Annotated in this window: 24 protein-coding genes, 2 tRNA genes, 1 other RNA gene and 1 pseudogene; 12 read left to right on the top strand and 16 right to left on the bottom strand. The window is 61.8% G+C overall.

The genetic code is table 11. The features are described from left to right. Positions 1–14: 14 nt before the first annotated feature. Positions 15–365: a hypothetical protein gene (locus CCE89_RS12715; protein WP_086438424.1), complete on the bottom strand. Its 351-nt coding sequence runs from the start codon at positions 363–365 to the stop codon at positions 15–17. Between the two features lie 24 nt (positions 366–389). Further along, positions 390–953, bottom strand: a complete 564-nt coding sequence (gene efp, locus CCE89_RS12710; protein ID WP_086438423.1) for an elongation factor P — start codon at positions 951–953, stop codon at positions 390–392. Positions 954–1,061: 108 nt separating this feature from the next. On the opposite strand from efp, the gene CCE89_RS12705 reads away from it, so the two are divergent. Beyond that, on the top strand, positions 1,062–1,457 hold the full coding sequence (locus tag CCE89_RS12705) for an elongation factor P (protein ID WP_234990074.1): 396 nt from the start codon (positions 1,062–1,064) through the stop codon (positions 1,455–1,457). Positions 1,458–1,475: 18 nt separating this feature from the next. Here the strand turns inward: CCE89_RS12705 and CCE89_RS12700 are convergent, their stop codons facing one another. From CCE89_RS12700 to thiE, 3 genes are read right to left on the bottom strand one after another with little or no spacing between them, the layout of a single operon-like run. After that, a complete protein-coding gene (locus tag CCE89_RS12700) occupies positions 1,476–2,177 on the bottom strand; it encodes a M23 family metallopeptidase (RefSeq protein ID WP_086438422.1) in 702 nt (233 codons plus the stop codon). 20 nt (positions 2,178–2,197) lie between these two features. After that, positions 2,198–3,385 (bottom strand): L,D-transpeptidase family protein, encoded by a 1,188-nt coding sequence (locus tag CCE89_RS12695; RefSeq protein WP_086438809.1) that lies wholly within the window; start codon positions 3,383–3,385, stop codon positions 2,198–2,200. 49 nt (positions 3,386–3,434) lie between these two features. Then, positions 3,435–4,070, bottom strand: a complete 636-nt coding sequence (gene thiE / locus CCE89_RS12690; RefSeq protein ID WP_086438421.1) for a thiamine phosphate synthase — start codon at positions 4,068–4,070, stop codon at positions 3,435–3,437. Positions 4,071–4,228: 158 nt separating this feature from the next. On the opposite strand from thiE, the gene CCE89_RS12685 reads away from it, so the two are divergent. Next, on the top strand, positions 4,229–4,600 hold the full coding sequence (locus tag CCE89_RS12685; RefSeq protein WP_086438420.1) for a hypothetical protein: 372 nt from the start codon (positions 4,229–4,231) through the stop codon (positions 4,598–4,600). Positions 4,601–4,609: 9 nt separating this feature from the next. Here CCE89_RS12685 and CCE89_RS12680 read toward each other — a convergent pair whose 3' ends face one another. Further along, a complete protein-coding gene (locus CCE89_RS12680; RefSeq protein ID WP_086438808.1) occupies positions 4,610–5,503 on the bottom strand; it encodes a fructose bisphosphate aldolase in 894 nt (297 codons plus the stop codon). Positions 5,504–5,657: 154 nt separating this feature from the next. Between CCE89_RS12680 and CCE89_RS12675 the strand changes: the two genes are divergently transcribed. After that, positions 5,658–6,416 carry a flavodoxin family protein gene (locus CCE89_RS12675; RefSeq protein WP_086438419.1) on the top strand — a complete coding sequence of 253 codons (759 nt, stop codon included), beginning with the start codon at positions 5,658–5,660 and terminating at the stop codon, positions 6,414–6,416. 3 nt (positions 6,417–6,419) lie between these two features. On the opposite strand, the gene CCE89_RS12670 is transcribed toward CCE89_RS12675, so the two are convergent. The 5 genes from CCE89_RS12670 to tkt are packed head-to-tail and all read right to left on the bottom strand — an operon-like array spanning position 6,420 to position 11,781. Next, the gene (locus CCE89_RS12670) at positions 6,420–7,061 is read right to left on the bottom strand and encodes a 2OG-Fe(II) oxygenase family protein (RefSeq protein WP_086438418.1); all 642 of its coding nucleotides are present in this window, start codon (positions 7,059–7,061) and stop codon (positions 6,420–6,422) included. After that, positions 7,061–7,525 carry a PaaI family thioesterase gene (locus CCE89_RS12665; RefSeq protein ID WP_086438417.1) on the bottom strand — a complete coding sequence of 155 codons (465 nt, stop codon included), beginning with the start codon at positions 7,523–7,525 and terminating at the stop codon, positions 7,061–7,063. The genes CCE89_RS12670 and CCE89_RS12665 overlap by 1 nt, the downstream gene beginning before the upstream one ends. Continuing rightward, positions 7,522–8,733 (bottom strand): phosphoglycerate kinase, encoded by a 1,212-nt coding sequence (locus CCE89_RS12660; RefSeq protein WP_086438416.1) that lies wholly within the window; start codon positions 8,731–8,733, stop codon positions 7,522–7,524. Before CCE89_RS12660 ends, CCE89_RS12665 begins: the two co-directional genes overlap by 4 nt. 12 nt (positions 8,734–8,745) lie before the next feature. After that, on the bottom strand, positions 8,746–9,753 hold the full coding sequence (gap, locus tag CCE89_RS12655; RefSeq protein ID WP_086438415.1) for a type I glyceraldehyde-3-phosphate dehydrogenase: 1,008 nt from the start codon (positions 9,751–9,753) through the stop codon (positions 8,746–8,748). A gap of 15 nt (positions 9,754–9,768) precedes the next feature. Next, entirely contained in the window at positions 9,769–11,781 is a 2,013-nt protein-coding gene (tkt, locus tag CCE89_RS12650) for a transketolase (protein ID WP_086438414.1), read from the bottom strand. Between the two features lie 220 nt (positions 11,782–12,001). Between tkt and CCE89_RS12645 the strand changes: the two genes are divergently transcribed. From CCE89_RS12645 to CCE89_RS12620, 7 genes are all read left to right on the top strand, one after another. Further along, on the top strand, positions 12,002–12,208 hold the full coding sequence (locus CCE89_RS12645) for a hypothetical protein (protein ID WP_086438413.1): 207 nt from the start codon (positions 12,002–12,004) through the stop codon (positions 12,206–12,208). Next, positions 12,205–12,648: a cell division protein ZapA gene (gene zapA, locus CCE89_RS12640; protein WP_086438412.1), complete on the top strand. Its 444-nt coding sequence runs from the start codon at positions 12,205–12,207 to the stop codon at positions 12,646–12,648. The genes CCE89_RS12645 and zapA overlap by 4 nt, the downstream gene beginning before the upstream one ends. A gap of 11 nt (positions 12,649–12,659) precedes the next feature. Further along, a non-coding RNA gene (ssrS, locus tag CCE89_RS15620) (6S RNA) lies at positions 12,660–12,829 on the top strand. Positions 12,830–13,031: 202 nt separating this feature from the next. After that, positions 13,032–13,601 carry a 5-formyltetrahydrofolate cyclo-ligase gene (locus tag CCE89_RS12635; RefSeq protein ID WP_086438411.1) on the top strand — a complete coding sequence of 190 codons (570 nt, stop codon included), beginning with the start codon at positions 13,032–13,034 and terminating at the stop codon, positions 13,599–13,601. Continuing rightward, a complete protein-coding gene (locus CCE89_RS12630) occupies positions 13,601–13,828 on the top strand; it encodes a DUF2842 domain-containing protein (RefSeq protein WP_086438410.1) in 228 nt (75 codons plus the stop codon). Before CCE89_RS12635 ends, CCE89_RS12630 begins: the two co-directional genes overlap by 1 nt. A gap of 55 nt (positions 13,829–13,883) precedes the next feature. Beyond that, a complete protein-coding gene (locus CCE89_RS12625) occupies positions 13,884–15,326 on the top strand; it encodes an MFS transporter (RefSeq protein WP_086438409.1) in 1,443 nt (480 codons plus the stop codon). A gap of 11 nt (positions 15,327–15,337) precedes the next feature. Next, complete coding sequence (locus CCE89_RS12620; RefSeq protein ID WP_200810348.1) at positions 15,338–16,399, top strand: MBL fold metallo-hydrolase; 1,062 nt, start codon at positions 15,338–15,340, stop codon at positions 16,397–16,399. Positions 16,400–16,432: 33 nt separating this feature from the next. On the opposite strand, the gene CCE89_RS12615 is transcribed toward CCE89_RS12620, so the two are convergent. The 5 genes and pseudogenes from CCE89_RS12615 to CCE89_RS12595 all read right to left on the bottom strand — a co-directional run bounded on the left by CCE89_RS12615 (position 16,433) and on the right by CCE89_RS12595 (position 21,310). Next, positions 16,433–16,509 (bottom strand) — tRNA-Asp (locus CCE89_RS12615). A gap of 90 nt (positions 16,510–16,599) precedes the next feature. After that, positions 16,600–17,904, bottom strand: coding sequence for a dihydrolipoamide acetyltransferase family protein (locus tag CCE89_RS12610; protein ID WP_086438407.1), 1,305 nt, complete (start codon positions 17,902–17,904; stop codon positions 16,600–16,602). Between the two features lie 4 nt (positions 17,905–17,908). Beyond that, positions 17,909–18,988 carry an alpha-ketoacid dehydrogenase subunit beta gene (locus CCE89_RS12605; protein ID WP_407640402.1) on the bottom strand — a complete coding sequence of 360 codons (1,080 nt, stop codon included), beginning with the start codon at positions 18,986–18,988 and terminating at the stop codon, positions 17,909–17,911. After that, positions 18,985–20,288: pseudogene (locus tag CCE89_RS12600) on the bottom strand (thiamine pyrophosphate-dependent enzyme). The gene CCE89_RS12605 and the pseudogene CCE89_RS12600 overlap by 4 nt, the downstream one beginning before the upstream one ends. Before the next feature lie 86 nt (positions 20,289–20,374). Further along, on the bottom strand, positions 20,375–21,310 hold the full coding sequence (locus tag CCE89_RS12595) for a thymidylate synthase (RefSeq protein ID WP_086438406.1): 936 nt from the start codon (positions 21,308–21,310) through the stop codon (positions 20,375–20,377). Positions 21,311–21,422: 112 nt separating this feature from the next. On the opposite strand from CCE89_RS12595, the gene CCE89_RS12590 reads away from it, so the two are divergent. Together CCE89_RS12590 and CCE89_RS15195 are read left to right on the top strand one after the other, a co-directional pair. Then, positions 21,423–21,499, top strand: a tRNA-Pro gene (locus tag CCE89_RS12590). Between the two features lie 191 nt (positions 21,500–21,690). After that, positions 21,691–21,870 (top strand): hypothetical protein, encoded by a 180-nt coding sequence (locus CCE89_RS15195; protein WP_143256045.1) that lies wholly within the window; start codon positions 21,691–21,693, stop codon positions 21,868–21,870. Positions 21,871–21,952 lie beyond the last annotated feature (82 nt).

The following is a 21,952-nucleotide window of genomic DNA, read 5'->3' as shown; positions in this document are numbered from 1 at the left end:
CTAGTTAATTCCTGTCAGTCGATCGCTATCCGGATCGAGCTGGCGGTGAGCTCGATTTCGCCCCAACCGCCCAGCATGTGAAAATATTCGCCGTCGAGCGTGGCGCTTTCGATCACGCTCAGATCGAGGTCGGCGCTGTCCGCGGCCCTGGTCTTCTTGAGCCGGAGGTCTTCCATATCGCTGAAGCGGATGAAGCCCTTGCGATAGCAACCCTCTTCGGCATCGGTATGCTCGAACCGCGGATGCCCTTCGAGCAGGTGGAAGTCCATTTCGAGTGTCAGCGAGACATCGTCGTAAATGACGCCCAGAACATAGCTCGTGTCGAGATCGACATTTTCAAGCTTGGGGTGTTTCTCGCCGCTCATGAAATCAACCTCCCTGGTTAATAATCAGCCTGCCTTGCCGACGTAGCTTTGTTCGTAGACGTCGACGATGATGCGGGTGCCGCTCTCGATATGCGGCGGCACCATGATGCGAACGCCATTGTCGAGAACCGCGGGTTTGTAGCTGGACGACGCGGTCTGGCCCTTCACCACCGCATCGGCCTCGACGATTTCGGCTTCTATCTGTGCCGGAAGCTCCACGCTGATCGGCTTTTCTTCCCACAGTTCGAGTTGCACCTGCATCCCGTCCTGAAGGAAGGGGCGCGCATCGCCGAGAAGGTCCGACGGCAGCATGATCTGCTCGTAGCTTTCCTGGTCCATGAACACGAGCATGTCGCCATCCTCGTAAAGGAACTGATACTCGCGGGTATCGAGCCGGACCTTTTCGACGGTGTCGGCGCTGCGAAAACGCACATTGGTCTTGCGGCCGTCCTGCAGGTTCTTCATCTCGACCTGCATGTAAGCCCCGCCCTTGCCCGGCTGGGTGTGCTGGATCTTGGCGACTTTCCAGATGCCGCCTTCATATTCGAGAATGTTACCCGGGCGGATATCGACGCCGCTGATCTTCATGAGAAGCTACCTTGAAAATGAAAAAGAGCTGGCCGCGACGAAACTGTCGCAACCGATTGGCCCGCGCCCTTAGCTTACGCTTCAGCCGGGGGCAAGGCGACTGGCGGTATGGCGCTTGCCATGATATTTGCCGACCCGATGAAACGCCTTCTTCCCGCCGCCGCAATCTTCGCGCCTCTGGCCCTGCTGCCCGCTAGCCCGGTTCAGGCCGAAATGCTCAAGACCATGCCCCATGGAACCTATGAATGCGCATTGCCCGGCGATGCCTCAGGGGCTGCGTGGGAGACGGTGGAGGATGCCGGTTTTCGCATCGCCCGCGCCTCGAGCTACCGTAGCCCCAATGGACGCGGCGTTTACCTGATGAAGGGCGACGTTCTGACTTTCACGCGCGGTCCGCTCAAGGGACGCCAGCTCAAGCGCACCGGCACCAATGTATTGCAGCAGATCGAGGACGACGGTTCGCTGGGCCGCATGACCTGCGTCAGAACCGCCGGCAGCCACTAGAACGGTTGGCGGTCGAAATCAGCGGCCGACAAGCAGGGGATAAGGATTGACCGCATTTGCCGGTTCCCACCACTCCGCATCGGCAGTGGTGCGCAAGATGGCGAAGTGGAGATGTGGCGCGTCCTTTTCGGCATTGCCTGAATGGCCCACCGTCCCGAGCCGCTGGCCTCGTCGAATGCGTTGACCTTCCTTCAGACCTTCGGCGTATTCGTCGAGATGCGCGTAGTAGTGGATCGTCTTGCGATCGGTCGAGCGGACATAGATCGTATTGCCGCCGGCCTCGGAAAAGAACAGCCGCTCGATCGTGCCCGGCGCCGCTGCGACGATGGACGTGCCGACAGGCGCCATGATGTCCAGCGCCTCATGCAAGCGATTGCCACCGCCCCGTTCGTCGAGGAACGTGTCGGACAAGTCCGCCGCCCTCACGTTGAGGACCGGGATGCGAAGGACGCCGGGAGGCGCAGATTCGCTCGATGAAGAGCCATCGGTATCAAGCGCCACCGGATCGCTCTTTGCGAGGTCGGTATCGTTCGACGCTCTTGCTGTAGCACCATCCGTCGGCGAGGGTTCCGGGCTTGGCTGCGCCTCTGCAGGCCTCATCGACGCCTCACCGGTCTGATCCTCGGCGAGCTTGATCAGGCTGCCGCCCGCGATGATCCACACCGCCGACGTCAGCGTGGCTGTGATGATAATGGTAAGAATGCGATCGATGATGCTCATACGTCACCTTATGGCCGCGATCAGGCCACGAATTCCACCCTTGTTTTCTGCGACACCATTTCCGCCAGACGCGCTGCATCCCAGTTGGTCAGGCGCACGCAGCCGCTGCTCTGTGCGCGGCCGATCGTTTCGGGTTCGGGCGTGCCGTGGATGCCGTAATGTTCCTTGCTGAGGTCGATCCAGACGACGCCGACCGGGCAATTGGGCCCCGGGGGAAGCTTGTAGGTCTCGCCATCGCCCTGACCCAGCACCTCGGGATCGTAGCTGTAGGGCGGATTGTAGGCTTCACCCAGAATGTCCCATTCGCCGAGTGGCAGCGGGAACTGGCTCGAGCCCGAGCTGACGGTGAACAGCGCGACCAGCTTGTCTCCCTTGAACGCCTTGAGCGTCTTGCCAACCTTGCTCACCACGATCCGGTCGACCTCGGGTTGTTCGGTGCCGACACCCAAAGAGGCAAGCGTCTGCTGCCAGCCGGAATCATCGACCGCGCCTGGAGCAATGCGGTCCGCGCCGATGTTGGGGACGCGGATCTGCTGGCCAGCGGTGAAATAGCTCTGCTGCCCGTCGGTTGCTTCTTCGGTGGTTCCACTGTCATCGGACGCCTGCTCAGCGGTTTCGTCAGGCGCGCTGGCCCCTGCGGGTCTGCCGTCGGGATTGAGCCGCTTGAGCACCTCCAGCGTGGTGTGGAAACGTTCGGCCAGCCGTTCGTCGAGCGAGGTGTAGTCCAGCCTGTCGAGCTCGGCCTTCTCGGCGGTCTCTTCCGGAATGTCGGTATAGTCCTTCGCGCTCCAATCCTGCGGGACGGTGACAACCCGGGTGGCCGCGATCCCGTCCGATTGTGCGAGCGCCTGCTTGGTCGCCTCGTCATGCTTGCCGGTGACCTCGAGCCCGTTCGCTTCCTGGAAACCGCGCAGCGCGTTTTCGGTACTCATGCCCATCTTGCCGTCGATCACGCCCGGACCGAAGCCGCGGCGGTCGAGCACGACCTGCAATTGCATGATCGGGCGTTCTTCACTGTCGGCTATCGTCTCTTTGGTGGTCTCACCCGCGCCGGGATCGTTCGAGGCCATGCTGTCGGCAAGATTGCCATTGTCGCGATTGACAACCTGGTCGGCGGCACTCGCCTGACGCTCGGCGTCGCCTTCTGCATCGTTCGCGCCACAGGCCGCGAGCACGAGAGCAAGACCCGTGGTAAGAATGAAGCGCATGGAAATCTCCTCGAATCCGGGACCGGACGGTCCCATTTGGGAGATCAACTCACTCGGCGCGCATTATATCCGAAAACGCTTTGATTGCCGTAACTTCGTCGCCGTTCCAGACAGCGCCCGACACGGCGAGGAAGTCCGCGCCCGCCTCGATCAGGGCTGCGCAGTTCTCGGGCGTGATGCCGCCGATGGCTACCGAGGGTATCTCGACCATCTCGTGCCACCATTCGAGCAGGTCGGTGTCTGCACGATGTTCGGTTTGCTTCGTTTCGCTCGGAAAGAATGCGCCGAACGCGACATAATCCGCGCCCGCTTCGCCCGCCTCCAGCGCGAGGTGGCGCGAGGCATGGCAGGTAACGCCGATCTGCGCATCTTTGCCCAGTTCCTCGCGCGCTTCCTTCGGATCGCCATCCTGCTGGCCCAGATGGACCCCATCGGCACGCAGACGCTTCGCGAGCGCGATGCTGTCATTGACGATGAAGGCGACGTCATGCGCGGCGCAGATCGCCTGCAGCGGTTCGGCTAGCCGGGCTGCCTCGTGCTGGCCCACATCCTTCACGCGAAACTGGAAGGCGGTGACGAGGCCCTCGCCCGCCACCAGCGCGCGCTCGAGCCGGGCCGGAAACTCACCGGAGACGTCGAGCGGGGATATCAGGTAGAGCTGGGTCGGCACGCGTTCGTCGGTCATGACCGCTCCATAGCGTTGCTCACGGACGGAGCAAGCGCTTCGGGCGGAGCGTATGGTAAACGCGGCGGTAATTCTGTGCCCTTTGAGGACGCCGCGATCGGCGCAGGCGAACCGTGTTTGCGTCCGTGGTATCGGTCCGCTTTCAAAGGAGACAGTCCATGCCGATGACCCTCGCTGCCAGTGCCGCCCTTGCCCTCTCGCTCACGAGCGGCCCCGGATATGCGAGCGGCCTGCCCATGTTCGAACGTGCCGAGGTCGAACAGGGCGTCTCGCTCGTCACATACGGTGTGCTGCAGGACACGCGGTGCCGCAACGCGGAACTGTGCTTCCGCGAAGAGCGCCTGGTGCTCGCCGCGGTCGTCACATTCGATGGCGGATACCGCGAGGCTGTCGCGGTGGAACTCGGCGTGCCGGTTTACGTCGCAAGTGGCTGGCTGACGCTCAACGGGACCACGGCACAGCCGCGTGACAATGGCGCGATCCCGCTTTCCGAATACGAGCTCGACTACACGTTCGAGCCCGACCTCTAGAGACGGAACTCAGCCCGCGACCGATGCCGCGTAGATCGTGTCGATCGCGCCGGCGAGTGTCGCGTCGAACTCGGCGTCGCTCTGGCTGGCGCGCAGGTCCTGCAGCAGGCCTCGGCTGAAGCTGGCGATCATGCCCTTGTTCTTGGCCAGTTCGCGGCAGGCATCCTCGGTCGAGTAACCGCCCGAAAGCGCCACGACCTTCAGCACCTTGGGATGCTCGATCAGCGCGGCATAGGTGTTCGGCTCGACCGGAATGGTCAGCTTCCACATCACCTGCTTGCCTTCGGGCACGCGGTCCATCTGTTCAAGCGCATTGGCGAGCAGCAGCGCTTCTGCCTGGGCACGCGAATTGCTCTTCAGGCTCACCTCGGGCTCGAGCATGGGGACGAGGCCAGCGTTCAGGATCTGCAGGCCGAAATCCATCTGCTGGCGCACGACATCGGCTACGCCCTGCTCGTCCGCCTCGTGGATGACGGAGCGCATCTTGGTACCGAACACGCCGAGTTCTCGTGCACGCGCGCACTGCGCGTCGAGCTCGGGAATGTCCTTCATCAGCTGCGCTCCATTGGCTTCGTCATGCATGCCCTTGTCAACCTTGAGGAAGGGGACGATGCTCTTCGACCGCAGCCGCTCGGGAATCGGCATGCCATCGGGGTTGCAGCCTTCCATGGTGCGTTCGAACAGGATCGCGCCGACAATCTTTTCGCCGGTGAACTCGTCGCTTTCAACGATGCGGCAACGCATTTCGTGGATCTTGGCGAACATTTCCTCATCGCCCGACCACTCGCTTTCCTCGATACCGTAACCGGCGAGCGCCTTCGGCGTCGAACCGCCCGACTGGTCGAGAGCGGCGATGAAGCCGTTACCTTCGGCGATTTTGGCGGTCATTTCAGCAGTGTTCATGAGGTCTGCCCCGTGGTTGAGATTGTGCTTGTGGGAATCGTGCATACGAATGCGCTCTGGCGGGCCAATAGCTAGGCACTGCGGACCTTGCAACCGGTGCCTCGTAACCTTTCCGCGCCTCAAACGTTGAGTGTTCGAGAAGAGGAGAATTGGCTTGCTTGACCCGACCCAGGAACGACTTTGCGACGAGAACCGGACCGACTTCAGCGATCTCAAGGCGCTGACCATCAATTGCACACTGAAAAAGTCGCCCGAAGGATCTCATACCGACAAGCTGCTGGGCGTGACGGAAGCGATCCTCGTTCGCAATTCGGTTTCGCTCGAACAGGTTCGCCTCGTCGATCATGATATTGCGCCCGGTGTCTATCCCGACATGACCGAACACCGCGTGGAAAAAGACGACTGGCCAACAATCTGGGAAAGGGTGCGCGAAGCGGATATTCTCGTCATCGGCACCCCGATCTGGCTGGGGGAGAAATCGTCCGTGTGCCAGCGCCTGATCGAGCGGCTCTATGCCCACTCGGGTCAGACCAACGACAAGGGTCAGTACGTCTTCTATGGCAAGGTTGGCGGCTGCATCGTCACCGGGAACGAAGATGGCATCAAGCACGTCGGCATGGGCGTGCTCTATTCGCTCCAGCACGTGGGGTATACCATTCCGCCGCAGGCAGATGCTGGCTGGATCGGAGAAGCTGGCCCCGGACCCAGCTATGGTGACGCCAGGGAAGACGGTGAAGGCTATGTTGGTTTCGACAATGACTTCACTCGCCGCAACACGACGTTCATGACCTGGAACCTGATGCACATGGCGCGCATGCTCAAGGACGCAGGCGGCATTCCCGCGCATGGCAATTCGGTCGATCTGTGGAAGGAAGGGCGCCGTTTCGACGCGCCAAATCCGGACTATCGCTAAACGCTAGTGCGGCTTCTTGAGAGCCGCGATCAGGTTGATCGCGATCGAAATGCGCGTGCCAGAGCCGTAAAATGGACGGACCGCATGCTGAAGCCAGCTCGGAAAAATCACGATATCGCCCGATTTCGGACGGACAGGTATCTCGTTGACCATCTGTCCACCATCGGCATTGGCAAGCCGCAAATCGGGAGCAGTCATTCGAATCGACGGCATGCGAGGATCGAGCAAGAGCAGCTCCCCTCCAAGGGCAGGATCCTCATCCCCCTCATAGCCATCGTCGATATAGGCGACCGCCGACCAGAAGCTGCCCGGATGATAGTGATACTGATTGGCGTCGCCCGCGGTGCTGACATTCGCCCACATTTCCGGCACCCAGCCAAAGCGTGAATTACCCGGCGATTTGCTATCGATCGTGAGCGCGTCGGCCATCGTCATTGCCTTGTAGGCAAGAGCGCGGGCAGCCTCGCCACCCCAGTCGATCATGTTGGTATTGGAATGCCAGCCCCCGACATTGGAGATCCGGATGCCTTTGGGATCGCGTTTTCGCTCCGCCTCGATGGCTTGGCGCAGGACCGCGATACCCTCCTCGCTCTGCAGCATGTCTTTACCAAACGGTGTCGGGAAAAGACTATGCGTTTCGACCATCAGGTGCCCCTGCGTGGACCGACCCTGCGAATGATGCCTGTAAAACTGAGTACCGGTGCAGCGTCGGCGGTTACGATCCCTCTCACGTAGATAGTCTTTCCGCCCGCCCGTGTCACTTCGCCGCGCGCTTCTATCAACTGACCAACACGGGCAGCGTCGAGAAAATCGCCGGACAGGTTCATGGTGACGCCGTGAGAATCGCCCAGCGCATCGCTGGCGATCGTGAAAAGCGCCGAATCGGCAAAGGTCATCATGCATCCCCCGTGCATGAAGCCCGCACCGTTCATGTGCCGATCTTCTGCCCGAAATGCCGTGACCCGGCCGCCGCCTTCCTCCACGCGTTCGTAGAACGGACCGGCGCGCTGTTCGAAAGCGTCACCCTTCCATGTGGACCATCCTGCCCACTCACCCTCGGTAACGGGAACCAGTCCGCCAGAGGAACCGACAGCTTCGTTCTCGCTCACTTGGAAAGCGCCGCTACGCCGGGCAGTTCCTTGCCTTCCATCCATTCGAGGAAAGCGCCGCCTGCGGTCGAGATATAGGTCATGTCGCCCGCGACGCCTGCATGGGCAAGCGCCGCAACGGTATCGCCGCCGCCCGCAACCGAGGTGAGCGAGCCTTCCTGCGTCAGCGCCGCAGCCGTCTTTGCCAGCGCGACCGTGGCCGCATCGAACGGCTCGGTCTCGAAAGCGCCCAGCGGACCGTTCCACACCAGCGTGCGGCATGTCTTGAGCACGTCTGCGAGAGCCTCGACCGCTTGCGGGCCGACGTCGAGGATCATCTCGTCCTCGGCGACCTCGTGAACGTTGCAGGTGCGCAGCGAGGATGGATTGGCTGCGAATTCCTTCGCCACCACCACATCATAGGGCAGATGCACGGTGCACCCGGCATGATCGGCCTGATCCATGATCTTGTTGGCCGTATCGGTCAGCTCATGCTCGCACAGCGACTTGCCGACATTGACCCCGCGCGCAGCAAGGAAAGTGTTGGCCATGCCGCCACCGATGATCAGGTGCTGCACCTTGCCGACAAGGTTTTCGAGAACGTCGAGCTTGGTCGAGACCTTGGCCCCGCCGACCAAAGCCGCGACAGGCTGTTCGGGATTGCCGAGTGCGGCATCGAGCGCCTTCAGCTCTTTCTCCATCGCGCGGCCAGCATAGGCCGGAAGGAGATGCGCCAGCCCCTCGGTCGAGGCGTGCGCGCGGTGCGCGGCGGAAAAGGCGTCGTTGACGTAGAAATCGCCATGCGCGGCAATTGCCTTCGCAAACTCGGGATCGTTGGCTTCTTCACCCGGCCAGAAACGGATATTGTCGAGCAGGCCGATATCGCCGTCTCCGAGAATGCCGATCGACTGTTCGACCACGGGCCCTGCGACCTCGGGAATGAACATGATTTCCTTGCCGAGCACTTCCTCGACATCGCCCTGCACCATGCTGGTCGAGAGCACCGAGGAGCGTTTGCCGCCCGGACGACCGAAATGCGCGATCATGAGCACTTTCGCGCCCTTGTCGCACAGTTCGAGGATGGTCGGCTTGACTGCCTCCACTCGCGTAACGTCGGTGGCCGAACCATCCTTCATCGGAAGGTTCAGGTCTACGCGCACCAGCGCGACCTTGCCGGTCACATCACCGAGGTCATCGCTCAGGTCATCCAGGGTTTTGAAGGCAGCCATATTCGCGCTCCTTTAAAGGAAGCTCGCCATGACACCGGCGGTGTCGATCATGCGGTTCGAGAAGCCCCATTCATTGTCGTACCAGCTGACGACTCGCGCCAGCTTACCTTCCATGACGGAGGTTTCGAGGCTGTCGATGGTCGAGCTGGCTGGATAGTGGTTGAAGTCGCTCGAAACGAGCGGCTGGTCGGTGTAATCGAGCACGCCCTTCATCTTGCCTTCCGCAGCGGCCTTGAGCGCGGCGTTCAGTTCCTCTGCGCTGGTGTCGCGGCCGGGGGTGAAGACGAGGTCGACGAGGCTGACGTTCGGCGTCGGCACGCGAACCGAAGACCCGTCAAGCTTGCCGGCGAGTTCGGGCAGCACCAGACCGACCGCACGGGCAGCGCCAGTGGTCGTCGGGATCATGTTCTGCGCACCTCCGCGTGCACGCCGCATGTCCGAATGCATCTGGTCGAGCATACGCTGGTCGTTGGTATAGCTGTGGATAGTGGTCATGAAACCACGCTCGATGCCCACAGTGTCGTGCAGCACCTTCGCCATCGGCGAGAGGCAATTGGTGGTGCAGCTGGCGTTGGAGACAATCACGTCGTCTGCAGTCAGCGTCTCGTGGTTCACGCCATAAACGATCGTCGCAGAAACGTTCTTTGCGGGGGCCGAGATCAGGACGCGCTTGGCACCCGCCTTGATGTGCGGCTCCGCCGCTTCGTGGCTCTGGAAGAAGCCGGTGCATTCGAGCACGATGTCGATGCCCTGCTCACCATGCGGCAGATTGCCCGGATCACGCTCGCTGGTGACCTTGATCGCCTTGCCATTGACGACAATGCTGTCGCCATCGACTTCGACCGTGCCGGGGAAGCGGCCGTGCGTGCTGTCATACTGGAACAGCAACGCGTTCGACTTGGTGTCCGCGAGATCGTTGATCGAAACGAGATCGAGATCGTGGTCGTCCCGCTCCAGAATTGCCCGGGCGACAAGCCGCCCGATACGTCCGAAACCGTTGATCGCAACCTTGGTCGCCATGAGAGAAACTCCTGCTTAGCCGTTCAATTTGTTGTGAATTTTCGGGACGATTGCGTCCACGGTGAAACCGAATTTTTCAAAGAGCTGTTCTGCCGGGGCCGAAGCTCCGAAGCGGTCGAGACCGATCGTCAGCCCGTTCGCCATCGTGTAGCGCTCCCAGCCGAGCGTCGTGCCCGCCTCGATCGAGACGCGCAGGATTTCGGACGGGTCGACATTGGGCAACAGGTCTTGCTTGTAGGCTTCATCCTGCTGCTCGAACAGTTCCATGCACGGCATCGAGATCACGTCGGCACCGACGCCGTCTTGTTCCAGCTTTGCCGCGACTTCCATCGCCAGATGCACTTCCGATCCGGTCGCGATCAGAATGACCTTGCGCGCATTCTCCGCGGCCTTGAGGCGGTATGCGCCCTTGGCCGAGCGATTGCTGTCGACGCTCCAGTTCTCGTCACCCTCGCCGCGCAGCTGAGGAAGCCCCTGGCGCGACAGACAAAGGACAGAGGGCGTCCCAGGCGTACGCAAAGCCTGCGCCCAGCACTCCGCCGTCTCGATCACGTCGGCCGGACGATAGACATTGAGGTTCGGGATCAGCCGCAGGCTCATAACCTGCTCCACCGGCTGGTGGGTCGGGCCGTCTTCGCCAAGTCCGATCGAATCGTGGGTCATGACGTAGACCGGCTCACACTGCTGCAGCGCCGAGAGGCGGATCGCATTGCGGCAATAGTCGCTGAAGATCAGGAAGGTGCCGCCGTAAGGGATGATCCCGCCGTGCAGCGCCATGCCGTTCATCGCGGCGGCCATGCCGAACTCGCGGATGCCGTAATAGACATAGCGACCCGAATAGTCGTCCGCACCGAAGGCATCGGTCGAAGGCGTCTTGGTGTTGTTGGAGCCTGTAAGGTCGGCCGAACCGCCGATCATGTTCTCGATGTTCGCGGTCAGTTGGGTAAGCGCCATTTCGCTCGCCTTGCGGGTCGCAACCTTCTGCGGCTCCTTGGCAAGGCCGCTGATGAAAGCTTCGAGCGCAGGACCGGCCAGATCGCCGCCCGTCATCGTACCAGCTTCATAGGCGGCGCGGCGGTCCGCGTCCTCGGCCAGTCGCGCTTCCCACTCCTCGCGCGCCTTGTGACCTCGCTCGCCCGTCGAGCGCCAGTCCGACAAGATCTCATCGGGAATGACGAAGGGCTCTGCTTCCCAGCCCAGCGTTTGACGGGCGGCAGCGATTTCCTCTGGGCCGAGCGGCGCGCCGTGCGTGGCGCTGGTGCCCTGCTTGTTCGGCGCGCCCTTGCCGATCACCGTCCGGCACGCGATCAGCGAAGGGCGCTCGTGCGCCATCGCCTCTTGCATCGCACGGTCGATGTCGGCGAAGTCATGCCCGTCGCATTCGGTGACGTGCCAGCCGGTCGCTTCGTAGCGCGCCTTGATGTTCTCGCTGGTCGAAAGATCGGTTTCGCCGTCGATGGTGATGTTGTTGTCGTCCCAAAGCACGTTCATCTGGCCGAGCTTGAGGTGACCGGCGAGGCCGATCGCCTCGTGATTTATCCCTTCCATCAGGCAGCCGTCACCCGCGACCACCCAGGTGTGGTGATCGACGAGCTCGCTGCCGAACTTCGCATTGAGGTGCCGCTCGGCCATTGCCATGCCGACCGCCATCGCAAGACCCTGACCCAGCGGGCCGGTGGTGCACTCGACACCGGGCAGGAGGAAGTTTTCGGGGTGGCCTGCACAAGGCGAGCCGAGCTGACGGAAATTGCGGATGTCCTCCATCGTCGGTTGCTCGTAGCCCGACAGGTGCAGGAGGCTGTAGATCAGCATCGAGCCGTGGCCTGCAGAGAGGACGAAGCGATCGCGATCGTCCCAATTGGGCGCAGATGGATCGAACTTCAGATATTTCGACCAGAGGACGGTTGCGACATCGGCCATGCCCATCGGCATGCCGGGGTGGCCCGAATTGGCGGCTTGCACTGCGTCCATGGAAAGGGCGCGAATGGCATTGGCCATGTTCTGCATACGGGCGGGATCGAGGCTCATTCGGCGATGGCTCCTGATGGTGGGCGGAACAGCCGGAAAACAAAGGGCCGTCCGCGTGTCGATTCGGCGCGCGCGAAGCCTTCGCGGATGGGTTTGGCAAGGTCAACCCGCCCCCTCGCCAAACCCCCATTTCAGCGCAAGCCGTTCAAAGCCCAGAGGAGTTATCAACAGGATGGCGCAAGGCTTTGCTCCAAGGGCGAATATTGCTAAATCTCAGGCCATGAATGGGTCACGGACCGAAAGCGCCGTTGCACGGATCGAAGCCGCGCTTGCCCGGATCGACGCGGCGAGCAAGGCTGTGCGTTCGTCAGAGACAGGCACACCGCCCAATGTTCTCGGCCTCGTCAATCGTCATGAAAAGCTGCGCGAGGAAGTCGCCGGCACGCTGCACGACCTCGACAAGCTGATCGCGGAGATGGAGCAATGAGCGAAGTGACGCTCAGGATCGGTGGCCGCAGCTACAACGTTTCATGCCATGATGGCGAAGAGGCGCACATCCTCGACCTCGGCTCGATGATCGACGCGAAGATCGAGGCGATGGGCGCCAATCGCGCCCCGCAGGAGAGCCAGAACCTGCTGTTCGCCGCGCTCTTTCTCGCCGACGAATTGCACGAGGCGAAGTCCAGCTCGGGCAAGGCTGAGGCGACCCTCTTCGAAGCAGGTGATTCCGAGGAACTGCGCGCGAAGGTCGAAACCCTGGAGAAAGAGCGAAACGCGTTGTCGCAAAAGGTCGGCGAACTGGAACGAGCAGCAGAAAACGCGACTGCCCAGCAACCGACGCAGGATTTCAGCGGATTGCTCGAAGAAGTAGCCGAAAGCCTCGAAAAATGTGCCGACACGCTTGAGAGCGGGGCAACGGCCTCCTAAATAGCCTTTCGGCGGGACTGCCCGGCACGAGCCGTTTGAATATCCCTGAGGCTATAAGCAATCCTAGGGAGCTGTCCCTGCCCCGGAGTACGGGTTCGTCCTGGGCTCCAGGGTATACGGCGCCCACCTGACGTTTAGGCGTCAGAGGATTTCTCGAGCAACGACCCATGGTGGTTCCGCCACTCTATTTTCGCGCTACCGCTTCACTACTTGAGCGCGGGGAAGTTCGCGCTACCGCTGGGCTACTTGAGCGCCGGCCTATCAGCGGTCACGCTTCGCTGCGGGCGCCCGTTCGGGCTGAGCTTGTCCAAGCCCTGCGCTTCACTATCTTGCTGGTTCAATAGAAAGGGCAGCCCTCCGACAAGCTCAGGGGGCGAACGGAAATGGATAAGAAATCTCTCAGAAAACAACTCCGTGCCGCGCGGCGAGAGCATGTCGCGCAATTGCCCGATGCGATGCGCGGGCTGGTGTTTCGCCATCCCCCTGCCCCGCTGCTCGGTATGATCGGCGATGACGCCGTGATCGGTCTCTACCGCGCCATGCCGGAAGAGGCGCCGACAACGAGCTATGCCGGTTTCTTTCAGGAACGCGGTCACACCATCGCGCTTCCGCGGTTTACCGACCCCGCAGGACCGATGGAGTTCGCTTATCACAGCGACCCCTACGGCGAGACCGATATCGAAGAAGGCGCTTTCGGCCTGCATCAACCGCTTTCGGATGCGGAAAAGCTTTCACCCGATGTCCTGTTCGTCCCCCTCGTCGGCTTTACCGAGCGCGGTGAGCGGCTCGGCCAGGGCGGCGGGCACTACGATCGCTGGCTCGCCGATAATCCCGATTCACTGACGATCGGTTTGGCATGGGATTGCCAGAAGGTCGAGGCGCTGCCAATCGAGCCGCATGACCAGCCCCTTGCCGCCATTGTCACCCCCACCCGCCTTTACGGACCTTTCTGATGCGTGATCAGCCGACCTGGCGGATACCTGCGGGCATCATAGGCCTTTTCGTTGTTCTCATGATCTACGGCGTGGTCATCGCGCGCTACGCCCCTGACCTGATAGGTGGTTGGCCGACCTGGGCGCAGACGATCGTCTACATCGTGCTCGGCGTCGTCTGGCTCCTGCCTCTGCGCCGGTTCCTCATCTGGATGGAAACGGGCAGCTGGAGTCCGCCTGAAAAGTAAGTTTGCCTGTCATTCCCAATTTCCTTAGCTTCCCTCGCGGGAGAGAGGAGATTTCATGGATGTAGCACAGTCGGGGGCTATCGCCCCGGAGCGCGACAAGCCCTCTATCGGACTGAAGGTCGCGCATGGCATCGGCGCAGCTGCCTTCGGCATCAAGAACAACGGCTTCGACTACTTCCTGCTCTTCTTTTACGGCACGGTCATCGGCCTAGAACCGGGACTTGTCGGCCTCGCCATCCTGATCGCCCTCGTATTCGATGCAATCAGCGATCCGCTGGTTGGTTACTGGTCGGACAACTTCCGGTCCCGCTGGGGCAGGCGCCATCCCTTCATGTACGCCGCCGCGCTGCCGGTTGCGTTGAGCTATTTCCTGCTGTGGAATCCGCCGGATCTCGGCCAGAGCGGCCTGTTCGCATACCTCACCCTGATGGCGATCCTGATCCGCACCTTCATTACTTTCTACGAGACGCCGAGCTCCTCGCTGATCCCCGAATTATCGCGAGACTACGCCGAGCGCACCAGCATCCAGAGCTATCGCATCTTCTTCGGCTGGGCGGGCGGCAACATCATGAGCGTCGTGATGTTCGGCCTCCTGCTGACCGGCCCCTTGGGGATGCGCGACCGCGACGCTTACGAGACCTATGGCATGATCGGTTCGGCGGCGATCTTCATTGCGATCATGATTTCTGCGGTCGGCACGCATCACCGCATTCCGCACCTTCATTCGCCCACCGTTATGGGTGAGCGCTTCGGCATGCGGCGCATTTTCCGCGAAATGGTCGAGATTTTGAGCGAACGTAGCTTCATAGCGCTGTTCCTGGCAACCGTGCTGTTCTCGATCGCTACCGGCCTGAGCGCCGCGCTGGCTTTCCTCATGCTCAATTACTTCTGGCAGTTTTCCGAGGAGCAGATTTTCATCTGGACCGCGACGGTGTTCTTCTCCGCCCTGTTCGGATTCCTGCTGGCACCCTACGCCACGCGCAAGCTGGGCAAGAAGAGGGCGACCATCGTGATCGGCCTGCTAGCCTTCGGAATCCAGCCCATGCCGGTACTGCTGAGGCTGGTCGGCATCATGCCGGAGAACGGTGATCCGCTGCTGTTCCCGCTGGTGCTCGGGATCAACATCATCGACCTGTCGCTGATCATCGCGATGCAGGCGGTGAGCTTCTCGATGATCGCCGATCTGGTCGAATCAAACCAGCTCAAGACCGGTCGCCGCAACGAGGGCGTGTATTACGCTGCGATCACCTTCACCCGAAAGACGACGCAGGGACTGGGCGTGCTCGCCGCCGGGCTGATCCTGTCGGTCATTGCCTTTCCCGAGGGCGCTGATCCCGCAACCGTATCGCCCGATACGCTCTGGGCGCTCGGCGCGTGGTATGCACCGTCATTGCTGGCACTGTGGATGGGATCGCTATTCTTCGTTTCGCGCTACAAGATCAGCCGAGAGGATCATGAGGACAACCTGCGCAGGTTGGCCGAGGCGCCTACGAGTTGAAGGAGGCGGAAGTGACGAAGCGCAAATGGCTTATGGGTGCGGTCCTGTTGATCGCTGTCCTGTTTGCAATCTGGATCTTCGCCCAGCGCGCCATTGGGGAGCGCCTGTTCGATACCGCCGTCGCGCAGCGCGCAGGCGTCGACCGCAGCGCAGAGCTTCCCGACGGCCTCCACGCCTACGTCTGCGGGAGCGGCTCGCCCATGCCCGACGCAACGCGTGCCGGGCCTTGCATAGCGGTACTAGCGGGCAAACGCGGTTTCGTCTTCGACGCCGGTTCAGGCTCGGTGCGCAAGCTTGGCGCGATGGGCTTTCCGATGGACCGGCTCGATGCCGCTTTTCTGACCCACCTCCACTCCGATCACCTCGACGGCCTGGGCGAGTTGATGCTGCAGGCGTGGATGGCGGGCGGACGAAGCGCGCCGCTACCGATCTACGGACCCGAAGGGACAGAGCGCGTCGTCGCGGGCTTCATGGAAGCCTATGACATCGACCGGGGCTTTCGCATTGCGCATCACGGGCCGGAGGTGGCTCGACCCGGTGGGTTCGGCGGCGTGGCCCGCGTGATTTCCGATGGCGTTGTTTACGAGCAGGATGGAGTGACTATCCGCGCTTTGACCGTCGATCACGCCCCGGTGGATCATTCGCTCGCGTTTCGGGTCGATTACAAGGGGCGCTCGCTCGTGATCAGCGGCGATACGAAATACTCCGGGGAACTCGCCGCCTTATCGAAGGGAGCGGACGTGCTTTTCCACGAGGCGCTCAATCCGCGGATGGTCGGCACCATCGGCGATACGCTAGCGGAACGCGGCAATACCGACGGCGCGAGGATCATGGCCGATATTCCGGACTATCACACCTCGCCCGAGGATGCGGCGCGGGTGGCAGAACAGGCCGATGCGAAGGCGCTGGTGCTCTACCACCTCGTGCCTGCCCCGCCCGCAAGGCCGATCCAGCGCGCCTTCATAGGCGATGCCCCCGATCTGTTCGAGGGGCGATTGGAATTAGCGGAAGACGGCATGCTGGTCAGCCTGCCCGCGAAGGGGCAGGATGTCACATTCGACCAGCTGCTTTAGTGATTTTCCCTTGAGGGAAGAAAATGTCCCAAGTGGCGCGAGTGACGGGACTCGAACCCGCGACCTTCGGCGTGACAGGCCGACACTCTAACCAACTGAGCTACACCCGCGCATATTGAGCGGCTAGCGCCTCTTGGGAGACGCGCCAATAAGGCTGCCGACACATGGTGTCAACAAGCCTTGGCGCGAAAAAACGAACTTTATTCGGTCAGCAGCAGAACCGGTGTTTCAACGAGCTTTTTGAGCTCCTGAATGAAGCTTGCAGCGTCATAACCGTCGACCACGCGGTGGTCGCAGCTGATCGAGATATTCATCAGCTTGCGCTTCTCGATTCGCTCGCCGCCATTGCCGTCATCGACATACATCGGACGCTCGATAATCCGGTTGGGACCGATGATCGCAACTTCGGGCCGGTTGATGACCGGCGTGGTCGCTACACCGCCAAGCGGGCCGAGGGAGGTTACGGTTAGCGTCGAACCCGAAAGCTCTTCCGACTTGGCCGAACCGTCGCGCGCTGCCTCGGCCAGGCGGCCGATCTCGGTCGCGAGCTGCCAAAGATTGCGCGACTGGGCATCGCGGATCACCGGCACCATCAGCCCGTTGTCGGTCTGCGTGGCCATGCCGAGGTGCACCGCACCGTGGCGCGTCACCACGCCCGCTTCATCGTCATAGCGCGCGTTGATCATCGGATATTGCGGGATCAGCTTGCAGATCGCGGTGATCAGCATCGGCAGCATGGTGAGCTTGGGCTTCGAACCGCGATTGGCGTTGAGGTCTGCGCGCATCCGCTCCATCTCGGTCACGTCGATTTCCTCGACATAGGAGAAGTGCGGTATGTTGCGCTTCGACGCGGCCATGTTCTGCGCGATGCGTTTGCGCAGACCGATGACCTTCTTTTCCTCATCCGCGCGCGCCTTGCCCGCAGGAGCAAACCCGCCGCCTGCGTTGTAAGCAAGGAACTGGTCGAGATCGCCGTGACGGATACGGCCATCCTCGGCCGGTTTGATCTCCGAAAGATCGATGCCGAGGTCGCGCGCACGCTTGCGCACGGCAGGCGTCGCGAGGACTTTCGCATGAGAAGCCGGTTCGGGCGCCGGGGTCGGGTCGGGATCGGCGGCGAGCGCATCGTCCGCGTCGGAAGCGTCGGAGGTTTCGACCTCGATCCGGGTTTCGATTTCTTCCGATTTCGGGTCGGGCGGCGTGTGCTCGTCCTCGCCCCCGCGCTCATCATCGCCATTATCCTCGACGTCGTCGGGCACTTCGCCCTCGACCTCGATCACGAGCAGCATCGCCCCGACAGAGATCGTGTCACCGACCTCACCTGCAATTTCGAGAACCTTGCCGTCGACCGGGCTTTCGATGTCGATCGTCGCCTTGTCGGTCATCACGTCGACGAGGTGCTGATCCTCCGACACGGTGTCGCCGACCTTGACCTGCCATTCGACGATTTCCGCCTCGGCAACGCCTTCGCCCACGTCGGGCATGTTGAAAGTGAACTTGGCCATTGGGTCAGTCCTTCAAAATCTTGTCGATTGCTTCGCCGATCCGGACGGGACCGGGGAAGTAGGCCCATTCGAGGCTGTGGGGATAGGGCGTGTCGAAACCGGTGACGCGTTCGACCGGTGCTTCGAGGTGGTAGAAACAGCGTTCGGTCACGAGCGCGCTCAGTTCCGCGCCGAAGCCGGAAGTGCGCGTCGCTTCATGCACGATAAGGCAACGACCCGTACGCTCGACCGAGGCTTCGATCGCCTCGATATCGAGCGGCACCAGCGTGCGCAGGTCTAGGATGTCGGCTTCGACACCCTTGGTCTTGCACACGGATTCGGCAACATGAACCATGGTGCCATAGGCGAGGACGGTCAGCTGTTCGCCTTCGGTCACCTTGCGCGCCTTGCCCAGCGGGATGTTGTAGTAGCCCTCGGGCACGATCGAAGCTTCATGCTTCTTCCATGGCTCGACCGGCTTGTCGTAATATCCGGAGAACGGGCCGTTGTAGATGCGCTTGGGCTCGAAGAAGATGACGGGGTCATTGTCCTCGATCGCCGAGATCAGCAGGCCCTTTGCGTCGTAAGGCGTCGAAGGGATGACCGTCTTGAGGCCGGACACGTGCGTGAACAGCGCTTCCGGGCTCTGACTGTGGGTCTGGCCGCCGAAGATGCCGCCTCCGAAGGGCGAGCGCACCGTCAGCGGCGCGATGTAGTCGGTTGCCGAGCGATAGCGCAGCCGCGCAGCCTCGCTGATCAACTGGTCGAGCCCGGGATAGATGTAATCGGCAAACTGGATTTCGGGCACGGGGCGCAGTCCGTAAGCCCCCATCCCCACCGCAACACCGATGATGCCGCATTCGGAAATCGGCGTGTCGAACACACGCGTCTTGCCGTGCTTTTCCTGGAGGCCGGCGGTGCAGCGGAAGACGCCGCCAAAATAGCCGACGTCCTCGCCCAGGACGATCACGTCGGGGTCGCGCTCCAGCATGATGTCGAGCGCATCGTTGATCGCCTCGATCATGTTGATCCGGCGTTCGGTGGCCTGTTCGCCAGTTTTCGCGCCCGCTTTTTCTGCGGTCTGGTCTTTCACGTCGCCGCTCATTGCTTCGGCCTCCCCTCGGGCCACTTGATCTTGCGCTCGCGGATTGCCTGTTCGGCCTGCTCCTCGAGATGCCAGGGCAGCTCTTCGTAAACATCCTCGAACATGGTGTGGAACGGATGGTGGAAGCCGTGGCCGAGGATGCCGTTCTTCTCGGCCTCCTTGGTCGCCGCCTTCACGCGTTCGGCACATTCGAGGTCCATCTTTTCCTGCCGCTCCTCGTCCCATTCACCAATGGCGATGAGGTGCTTCTTCAGGCGCATGATCGGATCGCCGAGCGGCCATTCCTCGCGCTCCTGCGCGCTGCGGTAGCCGGAAGGATCGTCCGAGGTGGAATGTCCCTCTGCGCGGTAGGTGAAGTATTCGATCAGCGTCGGCCCGGCGTTGGCGCGGGCGCGGTTGGCGGCCCAGCGCTGCGCGGCATAGCAGGCCAGCGCATCATTGCCGTCGACGCGCAGACCGGCAAGGCCATAGCCCAGTGCGCGGGCGGCGAAGGTGGTGCGCTCTGCGCCTGCAAAACCGGAGAAGCTCGAAATCGCCCACTGGTTGTTGATCACGTTGAGGATGACCGGCGCGTTGTAGACCGTCGCGAATGTGCAGGCGGAGTGGAAGTCGCCCTCCGCGGTCGAACCCTCGCCCACCCAGGTTGCCGCGATCCGGCTGTCGCCTTTCACCGCACTCGCCATCGCCCAGCCGACCGCCTGCGGGGTCTGCGTTGCGAGGTTGCCGGAGATCGAGAAGAAACTGTGTTCGCGGCTCGAATACATGATCGGCAGCTGGCGGCCCTTCAGCTTGTCGCCCTTGTTCGAATAGATCTGGTTGATCATCTCGATGAGGGGGTAGCCGCGCGCGATCAAAATGCCCTGCTGCGATAGCTCGGGAAAACCATGTCGTCCGATGCGAGTGCCATGCTGGCAGCGACGCTGGTCGCTTCCTCGCCCGTACACTTCATGTAGAAGCTGGTCTTGCCCTGCCGCTGACCGCGGAACATGCGCTCGTCGAATGCACGGACCAAGGCCATGTGGCCGAGCATGGTGCGCAGCGTTTCAGGATCGAGTTTCGGATCCCAGGGGCCATGCGCCTTGTCGTCGTCTCCCAGGACCCGCACGAGATCGAAAGCCATCCCCTGCATATCCTTGGGATCGCAGGCTTCGTCCGGGCGCGGCTGCTCACCTGCCGGCGGAATTACGATGTGGCTGAAGTCGGCCTCGTCGCCGGGCCGGTACTTGGGTTCGGGTACGTGCAGCTTGAGCGTGGGCTTGTTCTGCCCTCCGCCAGCGGCATTGTCCGGCCTGTCGGCCATAGATGTTCTCCCAGACGCAATCTTACGCGTTGGCGATATTTTATTTCAACGCCCGAGGGCGGTCAAGCGCGGCGCGGCGCCGGGCATCAAACCGCAACAGGTGCCTTGATCGGCGGCATCGGGGCGTAATCATGCACCACGAAATCCTCTATCCGGTAGTCGAATATTGTTTCCGGCTTGCGCACTATCTCAAGCGATGGGTGGCCCTGCGGTTCCCGTGTCAGCTGTTCCTCGATCAGATGCTCGTGGTTGAGATAGAGGTGGACGTCCCCTCCCATCCACACGAGCTCGCCCGGCTGCATGTCGACCTGCTGCGCGATCATGCGAGTCAGGAGCGCCGCCGACCAGAGGTTGAACGGCAGGCCCAGCGCGACGTCGCAGCTGCGCTGGTAGAGCATGCAGCTGAGCCGCGCTTCCGGGCCCTCGCCGGCAACATGGAACTGGTAGGTCTTGTGGCACGGCGGCAGGGCCATGCGGTCGAGCTCAGCGACGTTCCAGCCTTCGATGATGTGGCGGCGGCTGCCGGGGCTGGTCCTCAGGCTCTCGACCACAGTAGCCACCTGGTTGATCCCCTCGCCTTTCTCGTAAAGGCCATCGGGGCGGTAGCGATAGGTCGGCCAATCGACCCATTGCTTGCCATATACCGGGCCGAGATCGCCCCATTTCGCCGCGAAATCCGCGTCATCCGCGATGCGCTGAACGAAGTCCTCGAGCGCGATATCCTCGCCCGTCTCCTTGACGTAGCGCGCGTGCGGCCACTCGTTCCATATCTTCACGCCCTGCAGCACCAGGGGGCGGATATTGGTCTCTCCGGTAAGGAACCAGAGCATCTCGCGCGTGGCGGTCTTCCAGTAGACTCGCTTGGTCGTGAGCAGCGGCATGGCGCCATCGGCCAGATCGAATCGAAGCATGGCACCTGCGACGGATCGTGTGCCGATGCCGGTGCGGTCGATCCGCTCGCTTCCCTGCGTCCAGATCTGGCGCATTAGGGCGAGATATTGTTCTTCGGGATGCGTTTTCATCGCCAGAAGGGTTAGCGGGAAAAAGTGCGCTTGCCACCCCGTTCATCCACACCTATAGGGCGCGCCTTGCCTCGACCCGCGTGGCAGCTATGCAGCGCGGGGCCGACACGGTCGGGGAGTAGCTCAGCCTGGTAGAGCACTGTCTTCGGGAGGCAGGGGCCGGAGGTTCGAATCCTCTCTCCCCGACCAATTTTCTCACGATGCTATGTCGCACTTCCCATCGCGGCCTTTGTGCCAGGCGCTGGCCTTTGAGCTACGCGCTTCACATCTCATAGATAGCCCGATTTTACATTTTACATGTGTTTACCCCGTGAATCCGTTGGCTGTGATATCCGGCGCGCAACGTCACGCGGAGATGCCCGGCGACAAGGGAGGCTGACTTGAGGATCACAACGACCGCGAAGAGTCGTTCGCAGACCGAACTGCGCCTCGGGATCGGCCTTGCCGGGCTTTTCGTGATTGGCTGCTTCGTCGCAGCGATCGAACTGGTCGCTGGCGACAGTCGGGTTTCCAGTGAACCCCAAGAAGTCGTTCGGGTTGCAAGGACGATAACACGATAAACGATCTGCCAGGGGCGATCGTTTCATCGCCCGTGACTGCCTGTTCGAGCTCTTTCGGGTCGCCAGAGCCAAAGAGAACAGC

The organism is Altererythrobacter xiamenensis (genome assembly GCF_900177715.1).
Taxonomy (GTDB): domain Bacteria; phylum Pseudomonadota; class Alphaproteobacteria; order Sphingomonadales; family Sphingomonadaceae; genus Erythrobacter; species Erythrobacter xiamenensis.
The sequence above is the reverse complement of the archived record's forward strand: the minus strand, read 5'-3'. Positions and strand labels throughout refer to the sequence as shown.